The organism is Paraburkholderia sp. UYCP14C, assembly GCF_004197395.1.
In the GTDB taxonomy this organism is placed as follows: domain Bacteria; phylum Pseudomonadota; class Gammaproteobacteria; order Burkholderiales; family Burkholderiaceae; genus Paraburkholderia.
In genome coordinates this window covers 64447-84290 of the sequence record NZ_SELS01000037.1, presented here as the reverse complement: position 1 = coordinate 84290, position 19844 = coordinate 64447, and the positions used below count along the sequence as shown (strand labels likewise).

General features: G+C 66.9%; 18 protein-coding genes, 1 tRNA gene and 1 riboswitch. Of the genes, 13 read left to right on the top strand and 6 right to left on the bottom strand.

Annotated elements, in window-relative coordinates; translation table 11 throughout:
* Positions 1 to 129 precede the first annotated feature (129 nt).
* The 5 genes from EVC45_RS28290 to pepN form a co-directional block, all read right to left on the bottom strand.
* Positions 130 to 205 (bottom strand) — tRNA-Thr (locus EVC45_RS28290).
* Between the two features lie 73 nt (positions 206 to 278).
* Positions 279 to 1295, bottom strand: a complete 1017-nt coding sequence (locus tag EVC45_RS28285; protein ID WP_129961503.1) for a class 1 fructose-bisphosphatase — start codon at positions 1293 to 1295, stop codon at positions 279 to 281.
* 85 nt (positions 1296 to 1380) lie between these two features.
* Positions 1381 to 1833: a HigA family addiction module antitoxin gene (locus EVC45_RS28280; protein ID WP_129961502.1), complete on the bottom strand. Its 453-nt coding sequence runs from the start codon at positions 1831 to 1833 to the stop codon at positions 1381 to 1383.
* Between the two features lie 16 nt (positions 1834 to 1849).
* The gene (locus EVC45_RS28275) at positions 1850 to 2131 is read right to left on the bottom strand and encodes a type II toxin-antitoxin system RelE/ParE family toxin (RefSeq protein WP_129961501.1); all 282 of its coding nucleotides are present in this window, start codon (positions 2129 to 2131) and stop codon (positions 1850 to 1852) included.
* Positions 2132 to 2348: 217 nt separating this feature from the next.
* A complete protein-coding gene (pepN, locus tag EVC45_RS28270; protein ID WP_129961500.1) occupies positions 2349 to 5045 on the bottom strand; it encodes an aminopeptidase N in 2697 nt (898 codons plus the stop codon).
* Between the two features lie 300 nt (positions 5046 to 5345).
* On the opposite strand from pepN, the gene EVC45_RS28265 reads away from it, so the two are divergent.
* Positions 5346 to 6053 (top strand): DUF4136 domain-containing protein, encoded by a 708-nt coding sequence (locus EVC45_RS28265; protein ID WP_129961499.1) that lies wholly within the window; start codon positions 5346 to 5348, stop codon positions 6051 to 6053.
* A gap of 1 nt (position 6054) precedes the next feature.
* Here EVC45_RS28265 and EVC45_RS28260 read toward each other — a convergent pair whose 3' ends face one another.
* Positions 6055 to 6627 carry a TMEM165/GDT1 family protein gene (locus EVC45_RS28260; RefSeq protein ID WP_129961498.1) on the bottom strand — a complete coding sequence of 191 codons (573 nt, stop codon included), beginning with the start codon at positions 6625 to 6627 and terminating at the stop codon, positions 6055 to 6057.
* Between the two features lie 11 nt (positions 6628 to 6638).
* A riboswitch (yybP-ykoY riboswitch) is annotated at positions 6639 to 6851 on the bottom strand.
* A 491-nt stretch (positions 6852 to 7342) separates the two neighbouring features.
* Here EVC45_RS28260 and EVC45_RS28255 point away from each other — a divergent pair.
* The 12 genes from EVC45_RS28255 to EVC45_RS28200 are packed head-to-tail and all read left to right on the top strand — an operon-like array spanning position 7343 to position 19841.
* Entirely contained in the window at positions 7343 to 8068 is a 726-nt protein-coding gene (locus EVC45_RS28255) for a beta-ketoacyl synthase chain length factor (RefSeq protein WP_129961497.1), read from the top strand.
* Positions 8052 to 8846 carry a 1-acyl-sn-glycerol-3-phosphate acyltransferase gene (locus EVC45_RS28250; protein WP_129961496.1) on the top strand — a complete coding sequence of 265 codons (795 nt, stop codon included), beginning with the start codon at positions 8052 to 8054 and terminating at the stop codon, positions 8844 to 8846. Before EVC45_RS28255 ends, EVC45_RS28250 begins: the two co-directional genes overlap by 17 nt.
* The gene (locus EVC45_RS28245; RefSeq protein WP_129961495.1) at positions 8821 to 9120 is read left to right on the top strand and encodes a phosphopantetheine-binding protein; all 300 of its coding nucleotides are present in this window, start codon (positions 8821 to 8823) and stop codon (positions 9118 to 9120) included. The genes EVC45_RS28250 and EVC45_RS28245 overlap by 26 nt, the downstream gene beginning before the upstream one ends.
* Positions 9121 to 9122: 2 nt before the next feature.
* The gene (locus EVC45_RS28240; protein ID WP_129961494.1) at positions 9123 to 9374 is read left to right on the top strand and encodes an acyl carrier protein; all 252 of its coding nucleotides are present in this window, start codon (positions 9123 to 9125) and stop codon (positions 9372 to 9374) included.
* Complete coding sequence (locus tag EVC45_RS28235; protein ID WP_129961493.1) at positions 9374 to 10042, top strand: hypothetical protein; 669 nt, start codon at positions 9374 to 9376, stop codon at positions 10040 to 10042. The genes EVC45_RS28240 and EVC45_RS28235 overlap by 1 nt, the downstream gene beginning before the upstream one ends.
* On the top strand, positions 10042 to 11736 hold the full coding sequence (locus EVC45_RS28230) for an AMP-binding protein (protein WP_129961492.1): 1695 nt from the start codon (positions 10042 to 10044) through the stop codon (positions 11734 to 11736). The genes EVC45_RS28235 and EVC45_RS28230 overlap by 1 nt, the downstream gene beginning before the upstream one ends.
* Complete coding sequence (locus EVC45_RS28225) at positions 11736 to 13472, top strand: glycosyltransferase (protein WP_129961491.1); 1737 nt, start codon at positions 11736 to 11738, stop codon at positions 13470 to 13472. The genes EVC45_RS28230 and EVC45_RS28225 overlap by 1 nt, the downstream gene beginning before the upstream one ends.
* Positions 13459 to 15075 carry a histidine ammonia-lyase gene (gene hutH, locus EVC45_RS28220; RefSeq protein WP_129961490.1) on the top strand — a complete coding sequence of 539 codons (1617 nt, stop codon included), beginning with the start codon at positions 13459 to 13461 and terminating at the stop codon, positions 15073 to 15075. Before EVC45_RS28225 ends, hutH begins: the two co-directional genes overlap by 14 nt.
* Positions 15072 to 15512, top strand: a complete 441-nt coding sequence (locus EVC45_RS28215) for a thioesterase family protein (protein ID WP_129961489.1) — start codon at positions 15072 to 15074, stop codon at positions 15510 to 15512. Before hutH ends, EVC45_RS28215 begins: the two co-directional genes overlap by 4 nt.
* Positions 15500 to 16186, top strand: coding sequence for an outer membrane lipoprotein carrier protein LolA (locus tag EVC45_RS28210; RefSeq protein WP_129961488.1), 687 nt, complete (start codon positions 15500 to 15502; stop codon positions 16184 to 16186). The genes EVC45_RS28215 and EVC45_RS28210 overlap by 13 nt, the downstream gene beginning before the upstream one ends.
* Positions 16186 to 18660: an MMPL family transporter gene (locus tag EVC45_RS28205; protein WP_129961487.1), complete on the top strand. Its 2475-nt coding sequence runs from the start codon at positions 16186 to 16188 to the stop codon at positions 18658 to 18660. Before EVC45_RS28210 ends, EVC45_RS28205 begins: the two co-directional genes overlap by 1 nt.
* A complete protein-coding gene (locus EVC45_RS28200; RefSeq protein WP_129961486.1) occupies positions 18657 to 19841 on the top strand; it encodes a beta-ketoacyl-[acyl-carrier-protein] synthase family protein in 1185 nt (394 codons plus the stop codon). Before EVC45_RS28205 ends, EVC45_RS28200 begins: the two co-directional genes overlap by 4 nt.
* Positions 19842 to 19844 lie beyond the last annotated feature (3 nt).

Here is a 19844-nt window from a genome sequence, read left to right as displayed (position 1 = left end):
TCTTCAACATCAACTACTCCAGTTTGGATCACACGTTTTACCCCAACTCTGTGTCCAGAAAAACCGGAGCCGCCGCAAGAAAAACAAAAAGCCCAGTCACGAGGACTGGGCTTTTTGCTTGAAACTTGATGGTGCCGGAAAGAGGAATCGAACCCCCGACCTTCGCATTACGAATGCGCTGCTCTACCGTCTGAGCTATTCCGGCATCAGGAGAAACGAAATTATAGGGACTACTTCAGTGCTTTGGCAAGTCCCTTGGTACATTTTTTATTTCGAGATCACTTTTTAGCTTCGAGGTGATAGCGGGTCACGCGATCGACCTCGTTTTTCGAGCCGAGGAACACCGCGACGCGCTCGTGCAGGCTCTTCGGCTGGATGTCGAGAATACGCTTCTCGCCGTTGGTTGCGGCGCCGCCCGCCTGCTCGACGATGAACGCCATCGGATTGGCTTCGTACATCAGCCGCAGCTTGCCTGGCTTGTCCGGTGTGCGCTTGTCCGCTGGGTACATGAAGACGCCGCCGCGATTCAGGATGCGATGCACGTCGGCGACCATCGACGCGATCCAGCGCATGTTGAAGTCGGCCTGACGCGAACCTTCCTTGCCCGCTTTCAGTTCGCCGATGTATTGCTGCACCGGCGGATACCAGTGACGTTCGTTCGATGCGTTGATTGCGTACTCGCGCGTTTCGACCGGAATGCGCATGTCGCTTTGCGTGAGCACCCACGAGCCGAGCTCGCGGTCCAGCGTGAAGCAGTTCACGCCGTTACCGGTGGTCAGCACGAGCACCGTTTGCGGGCCGTACACCGCATAGCCCGCGGCGACCTGCTGCGTGCCCGGCTGCAGGAACGACTGTTCGGTGGCCTGATGGCCGTCCGGGCAGCGCAGCACCGAGAAGATCGTGCCGATCGACACGTTGACGTCGATGTTCGACGAGCCGTCGAGCGGATCGAACACGAGCAGATATTCGCCCTTCGGATAGTTGGCCGGAATCGGGAAGAACTGTTCCATTTCCTCGGAGGCCATGCCCGCGAGGTTGCCGCCCCATTCGTTAGCCTCGAGCAGGATTTCGTTCGACAGGATGTCGAGCTTCTTCTGCACTTCGCCCTGGACGTTTTCGCTGCCCGCGGAGCCGAGCGCATCGCCGAGCGCGCCCTTGCTGACGTGGTAGCTGATCGCCTTGCACGCGCGCGCGACGACTTCGATCAACAGGCGCAGGTCGGCGGGCAGGTTGTTGGTTTCGCGCTGCTGCTCGATCAGGTACTTCGAGAGAGTGGTACGACGTTGCAAAGACATTGCTGTACTCCGGGAAGGCTAGAGGAATGATGGGATTTTAACCGCTCGTTGTGTCGGCTCTGTGCTTTTGGTCGCACGGCCGCTGTCAGGTTTTGCGGCGGCCCTTGGCCGAGGCGGTGCCGCTGACGCTGGCCGCGAGGGCCGCGGCCCGGGCGTGTCCCGCGGGCACGGTGGGCAGCTTCGGGCGCTCGGCGCGCGGCAACGGTTCGATTTCCCGTTCGATCTGCTCGCCGGCGGCGGCGGTGGCGACGCGCAGGTCGTAGGCGATTTGCAGATTGAGCCAGAACTGCGCGCTGGCGCCGAAGTAGCGCTCGAGCCGCAGTGCGGTGTCGGCGGAGATCGCGCGGCGGCCGCGCACGACGTCGTTGATGCGCGGCGCCGGCACCCGCAGCGCCAGCGCGAGCGCGTTGACGGACATGCCGAGCGGCTCGAGGAACTCGCTGCGCAGGATCTCGCCCGGATGGATCTCGGCAATGGCCGCGCCCGAATCGATGTCGGAGAAATCGATGCTTTTGAGCGCGGAGCGTTTGATGACCATGTCGGTCTCCCAGAAGTCAGTGATAGTCGACGATCTCGACATTCAGCGCGGCTTCGCCGACGAAATGAAAACAGATGCGCCACTGCGCATTGATGCGAATGCTCCATTGCCCGCTGCGCTGGCCCTGCAAGGCTTCGAGCCGGTTTCCGGGCGGCGCGTGCAGATTCGCAATGGAGCTCGCGGCGTCGATCATCAGCAGCTTGCGATGCGCTAGCGCCTGGATCGAGTGCGGCAACGTGTGTACGAACCTGCCCTGGAATATTCTTGCGGTGGCCTTGTCTGCGAATGTCGTGATCATGGAATCGTATAACGTACTGCGTTAAATGTAAACCGTTAAGCGTGTACGTATACTTTCTTCCCGGCGGCGTCCGATGAACAGTCGGCCAAATGGCTAACGGCGCAACATGACCGGGGAAACGCAGCCCATCAAGGAATAACAGCGCGAAAACAAAGCGCGAAAAAAAGCCGGCAACGCGTGCCGGCTTTCCGCTGCAACCCGAGAACTCAGCGAGGCATCACGCCAACGCCTTCTCGACGATCTCGCGCACGTCGCGCGACTTGACCTGCGCGGCCACTTTCTCGAGCGCCGCGCGCATGCTGTCGCGCAGCGCCGGCGTGAAGCGTCGCCACAGTTCGAGCGAACGCGCGAGGCGCGCGGCCACCTGCGGATTGAGCGCGTCGAGGGCAATCACCTGCTCGGCCCAGAATGCGTAACCGGAGCCATCCGCCGCATGAAACTGCGCGGGGTTCGCCGCGCAGAAGCTGAAAATCAGCGAACGCGCGCGGTTCGGGTTCTTCAGGTTGAAGGCCGGATGCGTCATCAGCTTGCGCACCGTATCGATCACCGGATGCTGTGCGCCGCCGCGCTGCGTGGCCTGCAACGCGAACCATTTGTCGAGGACGAGCGGTTCTTTGTCGAAGCGTCGATAGAAGTCGTCGAGCGCACGCTGCGCCTCGGGGCTGCCGCCTTGCGGCGCGGCCGCGTTGAGCAGCGCCGACAGCGCGGCCGCGCGGTCGGTCATGTTGTTCGCGCCTTCATATTGCGCGGTCGCGAGACGCACGGCGTCCGCGGAATCGTCGAGCTCGGTCAGATACGACAGCGCAAGATTCTTCAGCGCGCGATGACCGGCGGCCTCCGGCGTCGCTTCATAGACGCCCGGCGTGCGATGCTGCTCGTACATCTTCAGCCAGTCGTCACGCAGCGCATTGGCGAGGCGCTTGCGCACGAACTGCCGTGCCGCGTGCACCGCCGCCGGATTCGACTCGGCCATCTGCTCGGCCAGATACGCTTCGGACGGCAGCATCAGCGCGAGCTCGCGGAACGCCGGCGACAGCGTCTCGTCGGTCAAAACACGCGCGAACGCGGCGACCACCGAGTCGTCGAGCTGCAGCGCCGCGCCCGTGGCCGCGCGCGCGGCCAGCGCGAGCAGCTCGCGGGTGGCAAGGCGCTGGCCGGCTTCCCAGCGGTTGAACGGATCGCTGTCGTGCGCGAGCAGGAACGCGAGCTGTTCGGCCGTGTAGTCGTATTCGACGATCACCGGCGCCGAGAAATTGCGCAGCAGCGACGGCAGTGGTTCTTGCCCGACGTCGACGAACGTGAAGGTCTGCTCGGTCTGCGTGAATTCGAGCACACGCGTGGTCGACTCCGACGCCTTCGCCTCGCCGTCGAGCTGCAGCGGCAGATCGCGGCCGTCCCTGCCGATCAGACCGATCGCGAAAGGAATCAGCAGCGGTCCCTTCTGCGTTTCGCGCGCGGCCGGCACGGCATCGCCGTACCCCTGGCGCAGCGTCACGCTGTAGCGCTGCTGCGCGGCGTCGTAGCGCGTGCGTACCGACACGCGCGGCGTGCCGGCCTGGCTATACCAGCGCTCGAATTGCGCGAGGTCGCGGCCGTTCGCGTCGGCGAGCGCGTGACGGAAGTCGTCGCAGGTTACCGCCTGGCCGTCGTGGCGCTTGAAGTACAGGTCCATGCCTTTGCGAAAACCGTCGCGGCCGAACAGCGTCTGATACATCCGCACGACTTCCGAGCCTTTCTCGTAGACGGTCATCGTGTAGAAGTTGTTGATCTCGACGTAGCTCTCCGGGCGCACCGGGTGCGCCATCGGGCCCGCGTCTTCGGCGAACTGCATCTGACGCAGCACGCGCACGTCCTCGATGCGCTTGGTTGCGCGCGCGGCTTCGTCGGTGGCGCCGCCCGCCATATCGGCCGAAAATTCCTGGTCGCGGAACACCGTCAGGCCTTCCTTCAGGCTCAGCTGGAACCAGTCGCGGCAGGTCACGCGGTTGCCGGTCCAGTTGTGGAAGTACTCGTGGCCAACCACCGCCTCGATGTTCGCGAAGTCGGTGTCGGTGGCCGTTTCGGGGTTCGCGAGCACGTACTTCGTGTTGAAGATGTTGAGCCCCTTGTTCTCCATCGCGCCCATGTTGAAGTCGCTGACCGCGACGATCATGAAGCGGTCCAGATCGAGCTCGAGCCCGAAGCGCTCTTCGTCCCAGCGGATCGAATGGATCAGCGAATCCATCGCGTGACGGGTCTTGTCGAGATCGTGCGGCTCGACCCAGACCTGCAGCAGCTTTTCCTTGCCCGAGCCGGTCTTCACGCGTTCTTCGAGCGCGACGAGCTTGCCCGCGACGAGCGCGAACAGATAGCTCGGCTTCTTGAACGGATCTTCCCAGCGCGCGAAATGACGGCCGTCGGGCAACTCGCCTTCTTCGAGCAGATTGCCGTTCGACAGCAGCACCGGATAATCGGCCTTGCTCGCGCGCAGCGTGACCGTGAAGCTGGCCATCACGTCGGGGCGGTCGAGGAAGTAGGTGATGCGGCGAAAGCCTTCGGCTTCGCACTGCGTGAAGAAGTTGCCGCTCGATACATACAGCCCCGACAGCGTGGTGTTTTCCGCGGGATTGCAGATGCTCGTGAGGGTCAGCTCGAAGCTGTCCGGCACGTCGTCGAGCAGCAGGCCGTGTTCGTGCGGGTGCGCATTCGGGAACGGCTTGCCGTCGATCTCTGCGCTGACGAACTCGAGCTGCTCGCCCATCAGTTCGAGATGCGCGGCGCGCGACGCATCCGGGTTGCGGCGCACCCGCATCGTATTCCTGACGACCGTGCGTTCGGGGACCAGATCGAACTCCAGCGCGACGGTGTCGATCAGGAAGGCGGGCGGCGCGTAATCGGCGCGGCGGATCACATTGGGCGTTGCGGTATCGGCCATGGCGTTCTGTGGTGGTGTACTCGAGCGGTCGGGCGCAAATGGCGCGCGAGCCGGGCTTTGGTCGAGTCATTGTACAAAGCCTCGGGCAATCGTGCGGCAGGGATGGAGGCCGGGTTTCGGCGCCCGGCAGCGCGGCCGGCCTCGGCGGGCAGAAGAAGAACCTTTTGCCGGCCGGCGAGGTCAGCGTATTATCGGGCGCCGCGCGTGGCGCAGGCCAGGCATCGCCAACCGGCCGGCGGATCGCGCGACGGTTTTAACTGAAGCAGAACCGCTGCAACCACAGGCATCACGAGGCAGACCATGAGCATCGATCGATGGACCCGCCGTGTCGCGCTGCTGTTCGTCGCGCTGACGGTGCTTCTGTCCGGCTGCACGACCTACGTGACGACACAGGTCACCGCGTTCTCGGACTGGAGCGGCAGCGACGCGACCCGCACCTATGCGTTCACGCGGCACGAGGATCAGAAGAACAATCTCGAACTGAGCGCGTACGAGCGGATCGTCGCAAACGAGCTTGCCGTGCACTCGTTTCGCGAAGTCGCGCACGACGACGCGCGCTATCTGGTCGAGCTCGCCTACGGCATCCGTTCGGACATCGTGACCGTCGCGCAGCCGGTCTACTACAACCCGTGGCCCGGTCCTTACTGGGGGAGGCCGTTCGATCCGTGGGGACCGTGGGGGCCGTTCCCGTCGACGTACGTGAACCAGAGCTACCCGGTGTTCACGCATCTGCTCGGCATCCGGATCACCGAGCGCGCGAGCGGCCGGGAGGTCTACAACGTGACGGCGCGCAATCTCGGCGAAGAGTCGTCGCTGGTGCGGGCGATGCCGTATCTGGCGCGTAGCGCGCTCGCTGATTTCCCGCTCGCCAACGGCGCCGTGCACACCGTGAAGATTCCGCTCGGCGGCGGCGCGGACGCGAACGAAGTGTCGCTGCCGGCGGCGGCACCAGCGGCACCAGCGGCACCAGCGCCGCCAGCGGCGTCGGCGCCGAAAGCCGCGCAGTAGCTCAGACCCCGACCCCGAACAGCGCCAGCGCGCCCAGCACGACGAACATCACCGCGGCGATGCCGTGCACGAGCTTGGTCGGCAGACGATGCGCGAAGCGGTCGCCAAGCAGGATCGCCGGCACGTTCGCGATCATCATGCCGAGCGTCGTGCCCGCCACCACGCCGAAGAAATCGTGAAAGCGCGCGGCGAGGGCGACCGTCGCGATCTGCGTCTTGTCGCCCATTTCCGCGAGGAAAAACGTGACGACCGTCGTGCCGAACACGCCGAAGTGGGAGCGGCTCGTGTTGGCTTCCTCGTCGTCGAGCTTGTCGGGCACGAGAATCCACAGTCCCATGCCGATGAACGACGCCGCCAGCGCCCAGCGCATGATGGTCGGCGTCAGCATCGAGCCGAGCCATGCGCCGAGCGCGCCGGCGCCCGCGTGATTGATCAGCGTCGCCGCGAGCACGCCGAGAATGATAGGCACGGGCTTGCGATAGCGCGCAGCCAGCACGAGCGACAGCAGTTGCGTCTTGTCGCCGATCTCGGCGAGCGCGACCGCGCCGGTCGAAATGAGAAAAGCTTGATTCACGTTGAATGGATTCCTCGGGCCGAAGATGAACGAGCGACGACCCACGACACGCCGGGCCCTGTTGCGGCGCGTGTGGATCATCGGTCTCGCCAGGCCAGAGGCTGCGACTGCCATGGCCGTGCTGGCCAAGTCTGTTGACAGTCGCCCCCGCGAACCACACGTGCGACGCACCGGCGAAGCGGTGCGGACGTGCCGCGGGGCGGCTACTCCCCAATGAGCGGCGGAGTATAACAGGAGCGGCGGCAGCGTAGCCGCGAATGTTGTTTGTGCGGACGGTGCGGCGTCGCTGTTATCGCTCTGCAACGTTTCCGGAGAAAGAACAATGAAAGGTTTTCGTCGGCTTTGGGTGGCGCTGCCACGCGAGCGCCACCGCTCGAAACCGCCTTCCGGTGCGGCGCCGCGGCCAGCCAGGTCAAATCGTCCGGCGCTGTGTCGGCGGGCAGGCGCGGATACAGATGGATACGTCTTTCCTCGACGATTTGCTTCAAAATATCCGGTACTATTCGGCCACAAAAGGAGCCCGAGCCGCCATCCACCACACCGATTGTCAGCGGCGCCTGACAAATCGGGCGCGATCGCCGGTCATGCTGCATACCCCACAAGACTGGTCGATCCCGGCTGGAACCTCCCGATCCGCGCGGCGCCGCTCGCTGTGACGGATGCGTATTCCGTCAGGCGCTTGAGCCCCTTCCCCGTTTCTACGCGCGAACACCATATGCCCGATCTGCACTGGACCATTCCGGTCGGTCGCTGGTCTAGCTGGCCGGCTACCTCGTCTGCCGCACCCGATATCGGCTTCATCGAGCCGATCGTGCGGCGGCGTCTCAGCACGCTGTCCAAGGTGGCGCTCAAGGTCGCTCACGACTGCGTCGCGCAGGAACCCGCGCGCGTGGTGTTCGCGTCGCGGCACGGGGAGTTGCGGCGAACCACCGACATCCTGCGCAGCATCAGCGCGGGCGAGCCGGTGTCGCCGACCGCGTTCAGCCTGTCGGTGTTGAACGCGATGACCGGCGTGTTCGGGATCGCACGCGGCGACCGCTCGGCCGCGAGCGCGGTATCAGCGGGTGCGCAAACGCTCGGCTATGCGCTGCTCGAAGCGTACGCGCAATACGCGACGCAACCGGATGCGCCGGTGCTGCTCGTATATGCCGACGAACCGGCCGATCTCGCGTACGGCACGATCGAAGACGAAGTGCAGGGCGGTGCGATCGCGCTGTTGCTCGACAAGGATGCGTCAGCCGGGCACGTTGTTTGCTCCTTGACCCGCGCCGACGAGCAGATGGCCGAGCAACGCGACGAGCCGCGAACCGCGTTGAGCGATGCCGCGAGCTTTCCGACCCAGAGCCAGGCGCTGCTGCACTGCCTCGAAACCGGTCAGCCCGCGCGTTGGCAGCGCGCCGGCGCGCTGTGGCACTGGAGGTGGGATGAGCGCGCGGCTTGATTACGCATGGCGTTTTTGTGCGACCGGCCTGGCCTTCGTCGCGTTCGGCGTGTGCGGCGTGCTGTTTTCGGTGCTGGTGTTTCCGCTCGCGTGGCTGTGGCCGCATCGCGCGTCGCGGCAGCGCGCGGTGACGGCGGTGATTCACCGTTTCTTCCGCGCGCTCGTCGCGGTGCTGCGCGGTCTCGGCGTGATGGAACTCGAAGTGTCGGGCGGCGAGGCGTTGCGCGCGGGCGGACCGGCGATCGTGGTCGCGAATCACCCGACTTACCTCGACGTGATGGTTCTGTTGTCTTTGACGCCGCGCGCGTGCTGCGTCGTCAAGCACGCGCACTGGCGCAACCCGTGTTTCTGGGGCATCGTGCGCGCGGCCGAATACGTGAGCAACGCGGACGCGATCGGGCTCGTCGAGGCCGGCGCGAAGCAACTCGCGGCCGGCTACACGATGATCATTTTTCCGGAGGGCACGCGCAGCCCCGCGCCGAACCGGCTGCACGCGTTTTCGCGCGGTTTCGCGCATATGGCGCTGAAGGCCGGCGCGCCGATCGTGCCGGTGTTGATGGATTGCGATCCGCCCGCGTTCACGCGGCAGATGCGCTGGTACGACGTGCCGGCGCGCGCTTTCCGGATGCGCGTGAACGTGCTCGCGCCGCTCGGCGTCGACGAGCTGGCCGCGCACGACACCACGGCGGCCATCGCGGCGCGCAGCGTGACGAATGCCGTAGAAGCCCACATTACCCAGCACCTGTTCGATTATGGATTCTTTAAAACTGGAAATTAAAAAGCTTCTGATCGAAGCCCTCGATCTCGAAGACCTGAGCCCCGCCGATATCGACGACGACGCCCCGTTGTTCGGTTCCGACGGCATCGGTCTCGATTCGATCGACGCGCTCGAGATCGGCATCGTGCTGCGCAAACAATACCAACTGACCATCGCGGCGAACGACGAACGCACGCGCGAGCACTTTCGCTCGATCAACACGCTCGCCGCGTTGGTCGAGAGTCAGCGCGAAGCGGCGCACGCTGCGAACGAAACCGCAAGGAAGGGGGTTTAATCGTGTCCGAGACTGAGATTCTTGAGCGCATCCGCGCGATCTTTCAGGAAAACTTCGCGATCGAGCCGCAGCGCGTGACGCCAGACGCTCACCTGTTCGAAGACCTCGACCTCGACAGCATCGACGCGGTCGACCTCGCGATCAAGCTGCAGGAGATGACGGGCCGCCGCATCAAGCCGGAGGAATTCAAGTCCGTGCGCACGGTCGGCGACGTGATCGGCGCGGTCGAATCGCTGCTCGCGGCGCAAGGCTGATGCCGGCCGCGCACCCGCGCACGCAGATGTCGGAGCCGGGTCCCGCCGCCAGCGAATCCGGCGTGCGGCCTCACTGGAGCAGGACCGTCGTGCAGGTGCTGCTGAAACTCGCTTACCCCGCGCTGATCTTGTGCGCATGGCGCTGGGACGCGCCGCGCCTCGTCGGCGGCATGCTGCTGGCTAGTTTGTGGCTGCAGCGCTGGGCCGGCGGCGGTCCGGTTGCGAAGTCGCTGCGGCAGCTTTCCACGCTCGACTGGAGCGTGGTGGCGATGCTGAGTTGCGCATCGGCGACGATCGTCGTCACCGATAGCGAACTGCTGCTGCGCTTCTATCCGTCGCTCGTCAATCTCGGTTTGCTGATCGCGTTCGGCGCGACCCTCGTGCGCGGGCCGTCGATGATCGAAAAATTCGCGCGCCTCGGCAGTCCCGATCTGCCGCCGGGCGCGGTGAGCTATACGCGGCGCGTGACCCAGGTCTGGTGCGCGTTCTTCGTGCTCAACGGCGCGTTTTCCGCCTATACCGCGCTCTATTGGAGCCGCGCGGCCTGGTCGCTGTACAACGGTGCGATCGCCTATGGGCTGATCGGCGCGCTGCTGGCGGGCGAATACGTGTGGCGACGCCTGTTCGTGCTGCCGCGTGCCGCGCGTGCCGGTTCGGAGTCGGCCTGATGATCGCGTTGCATGATCTGCTGTCGGCCGAAGCCGCGTTTGCCACGGGCGCCGCACCGGTGTGCCGCGACGGCGGCGTGCTGCTCGATCGCGCGGCGTTTCGCGCGCGCGTCGCGGGCTTGATCGAGCTCGTGCGAAGCCACGACGCGCGCCGCTGCGCGCTCTGTATCGACGATCCGTTCGAGTTCGCCTGCGCATTGTTCGCGCTGTTCGCGTGCGGCAAGGAGCCGGTGATTCCGGCCAATGCAACGCCGGGCTATCTCGCCGATCTCGCTAACGCCTACGACTTCCTGTTGACGGATGCGGACCTGCCGCCGTTCGTCGCAGCGACGCAAGTCACGGCGCACACTGCGCAGCCTATCGATCCGCACGCACCGCTGACGCTCTACACGTCCGGCAGCAGCGGCACGCCAAAGCCGATCCGCAAGACGCTCGCGCAATTCGACGCCGAAGTCCATACGCTCGAACAGCAGTGGGGCGCCTTGCTCGGCGACGCGACGATGCTCGCGAGCGTGCCGCATCACCATATCTACGGTCTGCTGTTTCGCGTGTTGTGGCCGCTCGCGGCCGGCCGCGCGTTCGATCGCGCGATCGGCATGGAGCCGCTGCAGTTGCAGGCGCGTATCGCGCAATGCGGCCCGACGGCGGTCGTGTCGACGCCCGCGCAGCTGTCGCGCTGGCCCGCGTTGCCGGGCTTCGCCGCGCTCACGCCCGCGCCGCGCGCGTTCTTTTCGTCGGGCGGACCGCTTGCGGCCGACGCCGCGCGGGCCTATGCGGCGAGCTACGGCGCCGCGCCGCTCGAAATCTACGGCAGCACGGAAACCGGCGGGATCGCTTGGCGGCGTCAGGATCAGGGCGATGCGTGGCAGCCGGTCGCCGGCGCCGAGGTGCGCCGCGACGACGACGGCGCGCTGTGCGTGCGCTCGCCGCATCTCGATCGCGACGGCTGGCACCGCACCGGCGATCGCATCGCGTTCGACGCCGACGGGCGCTTCCGTTTGCAGGGGCGCCTCGACCGCGTGCTGAAGCTCGGCGGCAAGCGCGTGTCGCTGCCGGAGCTCGAAGCGCGGCTCGCGCTGCATCCGTATGTCGCGCAGGCGGCGCTGGTGCCGCTCGAAGGCGCGTCGCGCGAACGGGTCGGCGCGGTGGTCGCGCTGACCGAAGCGGGCGGCGTGGCGTTGCGCAACGATGGTCGCGTCGCGCTCGCCAAAACGTTGCGCCGGCATCTGGCCGATTACTTCGATGCGGTCGTGCTGCCGCGTCACTGGCGCTTTCGTGTGAGTCTGCCATTCGACGCGCGCGGCAAGCTGCCCGCGAGCGCGGTGGCGGCCGCGTTCGCGCCGCTCGCCGAGGGCATGGAAGTGCTCGCCGAAACGCGCGTCGGCGAAACGCTGCACTACGTGCTGCGTGTGCCGCCGTCACTGCGGCATTTCACCGGACACTTTCCGGGCCTGCCGATTCTGCCGGGCGTCGTGCAGGTCGACTGGGCGGTGCGGCTCGCGGCCGGGCATTGGCCGCGGGTGCGCGAGGTGGCGTCGGTCGATCGCCTGAAGTTCATGGCGCCGGTGCCGCCGGGTGCGGTGCTCGAACTCACGCTCGCGTACGACGCCGCGCGCCGGCGCGTGCAGTTCGCATACCGGCTCGATGGACGCGAATGCGCGTCGGGTCTGCTCGTGCATCGGGAGGACGCGTGATGAAGTTCGCGCCCTGCATCGTCATTCCGATCTACAACCACAAGGACGCGATCGGCGCGACCGTGGCGAATCTCGCGGTGCACGGCCTGCCGATCTTCGTCGTCGACGACGGCAGCGACGAGCCGACCCGGCAGGTGCTCGCCGCGCTCGCGCTTCGATACGCGCAGCAGATGACGCTGCTGCATCTGCCCGAAAACGGCGGCAAGGGTGCGGCGGTGATGGCGGGCTTGCGCGCGGCGCGCGCCGCGGGCTATACCCACGCGCTGCAGATCGACGCCGACGGCCAGCACGACGCGACCGACGTGCCGCGCTTTCTCGATGCCGCGCGCGCCGAGCCCGGCGCGGTGATTCTCGGCCGTCCGGTCTACGACGACAGCGTGCCGAAGGCGCGTCTGTACGGCCGCTATCTGACCCACGTGTGGGTGTGGATCGAGACGCTGTCGCTGACGATCCGCGATTCGATGTGCGGCTTCCGTCTGTATCCGCTCGCGCTCGCGTGCGAACTGATCGACAGCGTGCGGCTGCCGACCCGCATGGACTTCGACATCGAGATCCTCGTGCGACTGCACTGGCGGCGCGCCGCGTTCCGCTCGATCCCGACCCGCGTGACCTATGCGGCCGACGGCGTGTCGCATTTCGACGTGCTGTGGGACAACGTGCGCATCAGCCGCAGCCATACGCGGCTCGTGTTCGGCATGCTGTGGCGTCTGCCGATGCTGCTCGCGCACAAGGTGATGCCGCGCCGTGGCGCGCCGGCCGAAACAGCGGACGAGCGCGCCGACGAACCCCGGCCCGAAGCCTGGTGGCGCATCGCCGAACGCGGCAGCCGCCTCGGCATGAGCCTGCTCGCGCTGAGCTGCAAGCTGTTCGGCCGCCGCTTCACCGCGCTATGGCTGCATCCGGTCGTCGCGTATTTTCTGCTGACGGGACGCGCCGCGCGCGCCGCGTCGGACAACTACTTCGCGCATCTGAACGCGGTCGCGCCGTCGGCCGATACGCCGCGCCCGGGCTGGCTGTCCGCGTATCGCCATATGCTCGCGTTCGCGCAATCGGGCTTCGACAAGCTCGCCGCATGGACCGGCCGGGTCGACGACACCGACGTCACGTTCGACGATCCCACTGCGTTCGAAGCGTTGATCGCGAGCGGCAAGGGCGCGCTCGTGATCGGCGCGCACCTCGGCAATCTGGAGATGATGCGCGCGCTCGCGATCCGCGGCGATCACGCGAAGGTCACGGCGGTCGTCTACACCGAGCACGCGCGCCGCTTCAACGCGGTGCTGGCGGCGTCGAATCCCGAGTTCGCGCGGCATCTGCTCGAAGTCGGCGACTTCGGTCCCGAGACCGCGGTGCTGATGCAGCAGCGCATCGATGCGGGCGAGCTGCTGGTGATCGTCGGCGACCGGGTGCCGGCGCGCGAGGCGGGACGCACCACCGACGCGCAATTTCTCGGCGCGAGCGCGCCGTTCGCGCAAGGACCCTACGTGCTCGCGCACGCGCTCGGCTGTCCGGTCTACCTGTTCTTCTGCCTGAAAGAACGCGACGGCTATCGGATGTACTTCGAGCCGTTCGCCGAGCGCATCGAACTGCCGCGCCGCGAACGCGCGCAGCATCTGGCCGCGTGGGCGCAACGCTACGCGCTGCGCCTCGAACACTATTGCCGCAAGGCCCCTTATCAATGGTTCAACTTCTTCGATTTCTGGGCCAGCCCCAAGCGAGGCGCGAATGGCCGAACATGATCTGAACGTGATGCGTCCCGTGCGTGTCGAGGCGAATGCTGCTGCTGCCGATTCGGCGCCGGTCGTCGTCGGTGCACGCCGACTGACGATCGAAGAGGTCGTAGCGATCGCGCGGCAGCGCGCGTGCGTCGCGCTGAGCGACGACGCCGCATGGCGTGCGCGCATCGAGCGCGGTGCGGCATTCCTGCGCCGCCAGTTGGCCGCCGGCGCGACCGTGTACGGCGTCAACACCGGCTATGGCGACGCCTGCGTGGTCGACGTGCCGATGGCGCTCGTCGAGGCGTTGCCGCTGCAACTGACGCGTTATCACGGCTGCGGCATGGGCGCGTATCTCGACGACGCGCAAACCCTGGCCGTGATCGCCGCGCGTCTCAATTCGCTCGCGTATGGCTTTTCGGGCGTGCGTACCGTGCTGCTCGAACGCCTCGCGGCCTTGATCAATCATCGCGTGTTGCCGCGCATTCCATCCGAGGGTTCGGTTGGCGCGAGCGGCGATCTGACGCCGCTGTCGTACGTGGCGGCGGCGCTCGCGGGCGAGCGCGACGTGCAGTACGCCGGCGCATTGCGCGCGGCGCGCGACGTGTGGACCGAGCTTGGTGTCGAACCGCTGACGCTCGCGCCGAAGGAAGGCCTCGCGCTGATGAACGGCACGGCCGTGATGACCGGCCTCGCGTGTCTCGCGGTGGCGCGCGCCGAGCACCTGACGCGGCTCGCCGCCCGTTTGACTGCGCTGGCGACCGTCGCGCTCGACGGCCGCGCCGCGCATTTCGACGCGACGCTATTCGAAGTGAAGCCGCATGCGGGCCAGGCCGAAGCGGCCGCGTGGATCCGCGCCGATCTGGCCGGCCGCGCCGACACGCCCGGACATCGTCTGCAGGACCGCTATTCGATTCGCTGCGCGCCGCACGTGATCGGCGTCGCGCGCGATGCGCTGGGCTGGGTGCGCCGCGACGTCGAAAACGAGCTGAACAGCGCGAACGACAATCCGCTGATCGACCCCGACAACGAACGCATCCTGCACGGCGGCAACTTCTATGGTGGCCACATCGCGTTCGCGATGGATGCGCTGAAGGTTGCCGTCGCCAATCTGGCGGATCTGATGGACCGGCAGCTCGCGTTGCTGGTCGACGTCAACTTCAACAACGGCTTGCCGCGCAATCTGTCGGGCGCAACGCCCGAGCGCGCGGCGATCAATCACGGCTTCAAGGCCGTGCAGATTTCGACGTCCGCATGGACCGCCGAGGCGCTGAAGAACACGATGCCCGCGAGCGTGTTTTCGCGCTCGACCGAGGCGCACAATCAGGACAAGGTCAGCATGGGCACGATCGCCGCGCGCGACTGCCTGCGCGTGCTCGAATTGACCGAGCAGGTCGCCGCCGCGCACACGCTCGCGACCGTGCAGGCCGTGCATCTGCGCTTGCGCATCGACAGCGCGACGCCGGTGCCTGCGCCGCTCGCCGCATTCATCGACGAGGTGGGCGCGCATTCGCCGTTCGTCGACGAGGACCGCGCGCTCGAAGGCGAGTTGCGCGCGCTCACCGCGCGCATTGCCGCTTGCGAACTGCTGGACATGGCGGACGATCGCCAGGGAGTCAACGCATGAACGAGCCCGCGAAAACGCAGCACGTGCTCGCCGCGAGCGCGACCGTCGAAGTGCCGTTTCACGACGTCGACGCGATGAACGTGTGCTGGCACGGCAATTATCTGAAGTACTTCGAAATGGGCCGCGCGGCGCTGTTGCGCGCGTTCGACTACGACTATCGCGAGATGCGGGCGTCCGGCTATCTGTGGCCGATCGTCGAGGCGCATCTGAAGTACGTGCGGGCCGCCGTGTACGGCCAGAAGCTCGAAGTGCGCGCGGAACTGCTCGAATACGAAAACCGCCTGAAAATAGGCTATGAAATCGTCGATTGCGCGTCGGGCGCGCGGCTCACGAAGGGCTATACGATCCAGGTTGCCGTCGATGCCGCCACCGAGGAATTGCAGTTCGTGTCGCCGCCGGTCGTATTCGAGAAGCTGGAGCGCGTATGGGGACAATGAACCGGCGCGTGTCGCGGCTGGCGGGCGTGATCGGCATGATAGGGGCGTTTGCGTTGGTGGCGGCGTCGGCCGATGCGGCCACGGCAAGCAACCCGCCTTCGACGACCGAAGCCGCCAACGCCGCGCTCGTCTCGCAGATCGCCGCGCATCTCGCGCAGCCCAAGGGCGTGCGCGCGCGATTCACGCAGACGCAGACGCTCGCCGCGATGAAGCAGCCGCTCGTCAGCACCGGCACGTTGCTGTTCTTCCATGAGCGCGGCGTGATCTGGCAGATCGACACGCCGTACAAGGCCACCTACGTGATCACTGATGCGGGCGTCGCCCAGGTCGACGCCGGCGGCCATCGCGTGAGCACACGAAGCGCGCAAGGCACGCGCGGCGTCGCGCAGGTGTCGAAGATGATGCGCGCGATGCTCGGCGGCGATCTCTCAGCGCTGTACTCGCAGTTCGACGTGAGTGCCGAAGGCAGCGCAGCGCAATGGCGCATGCGTCTCACGCCGAATCAGCCGCAGCTTGCGCAATCGATCAAGGGCCTCGACATGAGCGGCGGCGATTATCTGCAAAGCCTGCGCATCACGCTCGCGAACGGCGACACGACGAAGCTCGAGTTCGCGAACAGCGCGGCCGTCGCCGAGCCGACGCCGGACGAGCGCAGCCTGTTCGGAGCGCCGTGATGGACATGCCGCAGCAGCGAGTCGCGAAACGCGCATGGGGCGTGCGTGCCGCATGGCTCGCGCTCGCGCTGCTGGCGGCGCTGTATTGCGGCTGGCGCTTCGCGGGCGCGTCGCCGCTCGAAACCAATCTGCTTGCGCTGTTGCCCGCGACCGAAGCGGACCCGGTCGCCGAAAAAGCGGTCGACACGCTCGCGAGCGCGCTCGGCGATCGCACCGTGCTGCTCGTCACGAGCCACGACGATGCGCACGCGAAAGCGGCCGCGAAGCAACTGGGCGCGACGTTGCAAAAGAGCGGCGCATTCGCGTCGGTGACCGCCGAACTGCCGCCGTTCGACCTGTCGCAGATCTCGGCGCTGTATCTGCCGTACCGCTTCGGCCTGCTCGCGCCGGCCGATCGCACCACGCTCGCGAGCGCCAGCGCGACGACGCTGCACGACATGCTCGCGCAGCGCATCTACAGCCCGCTGCAAGGCGGCCTCAGCACGCAACTCGCCGACGATCCGTTCGGCTGGCTCGAACGCTGGCTCGGCAATCTGCCGCTCGCGACGTCGAATCTCGAAGTCGAGGGCAACCTGCTGGTGTCGCATCGTCACGACGCGCAGGGCGATACGACCGGCGTGCTGATCATCGCGACGCTGCCGGGCTCCGCTTTTGAAACCAGCACGCAGCAAGCGGTACACGCGGCGCTCGCCGAGGCGGAAAAGACGTTGCAGCAGGCGTTCCCCGACGTATCGGTTGCGCGCACGGGCGCCGTGTTCTACGCCGAGGCCGCGCGCAGCGCTGCCGAACGCGAGGTGCACGTGATCGGCATCGCGTCGCTCGCCGGCATCGCGCTGCTGATGATGTGGGTGTTCCGCTCGCCGCGTCTGTTGCTGCTCGGCTTCGTATCGACCGCGCTCGGCATCGTCTGCGCGCTCGCGGCGACGCTGCTGATCTTCGGCAAGCTGCATCTGTTGACGCTCGTGTTCGGCGCGAGCCTGATCGGCGAAGCCGTCGATTATTCGATCCAGTATTTCGTCGTCTACCTTGGTGCAGGCCGCGACTGGGATGCGCGGCGCGGCGCGCGCAGCGTGCGGCCCGCGTTGAGCGTGGCGCTGACGACGAGCCTGCTCGGCTACGCGATCCTGATGTGGGTGCCGTTCCCCGCGTTGAAGCAGATCGCGTGCTTCGCGATGGCGGGCATCACGACCGCGTTCGCGTCGGTGCTTTGGCTGCTGCCCGCGCTGCTCACGCATGCACCGAAGCGCAGTCCGCGACGTGTGTTCTCGGGCGCGGCGCGGCTGCTCGCGCGCTGGCAGCATGCGCTCGGCGGCAAGCGCGCATGGCTGGTCGCCGCGCTGCTGCTGATCGCGTCGGTGCCCGGCTGGCTGCGTCTGACGAGCGACGACGACATCCATCTGCTGATCCAGCGCGATGCGTCGCTAGCCGCGCAGGAAGACACGGTACGCGAGGCGGTCGGCGTCGATAACAGCGCGCAGTTCTTCGTCGTGCGCGGCGCGAGCGAGGAAGCGGTGCTGCAACGCGCCGAAGCGCTCGGCGCGAAGCTCGATGCGCTGAACGGCAGCGCCGATAGCGTAGGCGGCTATCAGTCGGTCGCGCAGTTCGTGCCGTCCGCGCAACGTCAGAGCGAAGATCGCGCGCTGCTCGCACGGCAGGTGTTCGGCGACGCCGCCGCGTTGCGTGCGACGCTGCTGCAAGCTGGCTTCAAGGACGAAGTCGCCGATGCGTGGCTAGCCGCGTTTGCGAAGCCGTCCGCCGAGCCGCTGAGCGTAGAGCGCTGGCTCGCGGCGCCGTGGTCGCAGCCGTACCGGCATCTATGGCTCGGCGCGGTGGGAACGAACGAAACGAACGAAGCGCATCAGCACAGCTATGCGGCCGTCGTGATCCCGCAACGCGTGACGCCGCGCAACGAGCCCGCGCTGGTCGCGCTCGCGCACGGCTTGCCCGGCGTCGTGTTCGTCGACAAGGCCGCGAGCGTGTCGAAGCTGTTCGGCGCGTATCGCGTGGATAGCGGCTGGTGGCTCGGCGGCGCGCTCGTGCTGGTGTGCGTGCTGCTGATGCTGCGCTACGGGGCGCGCGGCGGCATCGCCACCACCTTGCCGGTGCTGTTCGCGGTCGGCGTTGCGCTGGCGGTGTTCGGCTACGCGGGCGTGCCGCTCAATCTGTTCAACTGGCTCGCGCTGATGCTGGTGCTCGGCGTCGGCGCAAACTATGCGGTGTTCCTGCGCGAAGGCTGCGCGCGCGCGGACGCGGACCTCGGCGCGGTGTGGACCGGCGTGCTGCTGTCGGCGGCGACCACGTTGTTGTCGTTCGGCATGCTTGGGTTGAGCGCGATGCCCGCGCTCAAAAGCTTCAGCACGACGCTCGCGCTCGGCATCGCGGTCGCGGTGCTGCTCGCGCCTATCGGCATGCCATCGGGAGCGCGCTCGGTCGAGTCATCGGGCAGGTCATCGGAATCACGGAGGGCGGCATGAAAGCGCCAACAGTTTATTTGCACGCGCTCGGCATGATCAACGCGCTCGGCGGCGACGTCGAAGAGATCGTGCCGGCGCTCGCCGCCGCGCGCTCGCCCGGCATGGGCAACGTGCATACCGGCATCGGCGACGCGTTCGTCGGCAGCGTGCTCGCGCCGCTCGAACTCGCGCCGCGCGCCGATCTTGCGCGCTACGACTGCCGCAACAACCGGCTGCTGCTCGCGGCGCTCGCGCAGATCGCGCCCGCGATCGAAGCCGCCCGCGAGCGCTACGGCCCGGAGCGCATCGGCGTCGTGCTCGGCACCAGCACATCGGGCATCGAGGCGGCCGAAACCGCGTTCGTCTATCACGCGCGAGCCGGCGAGTTGCCGGGCAGCTTCAACTACCGGCAGATGGAAATCGGCACGGCCGCGCCATTCGCGGCCGCCGCGCTCGGCGTGCAGGGACCGGCGTTTACGATTTCGACCGCGTGCACGTCGAGCGCGAAGGCGTTCGCGTCGGCGCGTCGGCTGCTGCAATTGCAGTTGTGCGATGCGGTCGTGGTCGGCGGTGTCGATTCGCTATGCGAATTGACGGTGCAGGGTTTTGCGTCGCTCGAATCGACCAGCAGCACGCGCACCAATCCGATGAGCCGCAACCGGCGCGGCATCAACGTCGGCGAGGGTGCGGCCGTGTTCCTGATGAGCCGCGACGAAGCGGCGGTGCGGCTCGCGGGCCTCGGCGAATCGAGCGACGCGCATCATATTTCGTCACCGGACCCGCAGGGCGTCGGCGGTGAACTCGCGCTTCGCGACGCGCTCGCGGACGCGGGCATCGCGGCGTCGGCGGTCGGCTATGTGAATCTGCACGCGACCGCCACGCAGAAGAACGACGAAATGGAAGCGCATCTGATGGCGCGCGTGTTCCCCGACGGCGTCGCCGCGAGCGGCACCAAGCCGCTGACCGGCCACCAGCTCGGCGCGGCCGGTGCGACCGAACTCGGCTTCGCGTGGCTCACGCTCGCGCGCGAGAACGCGATGCTGCCGCCGCATCTGTGGGACGGCGAGGCCGATCCCGCGCTGCCCGCGCTCGACCTCGTCGCCGGCGCACGCCGGCTGCCGCGTGGCACGGGCACGCAGTACGTGATGAGCAATTCGTTCGCGTTCGGCGGCAGCAATGTCAGCCTGATTCTCGCCAGGTGAAGC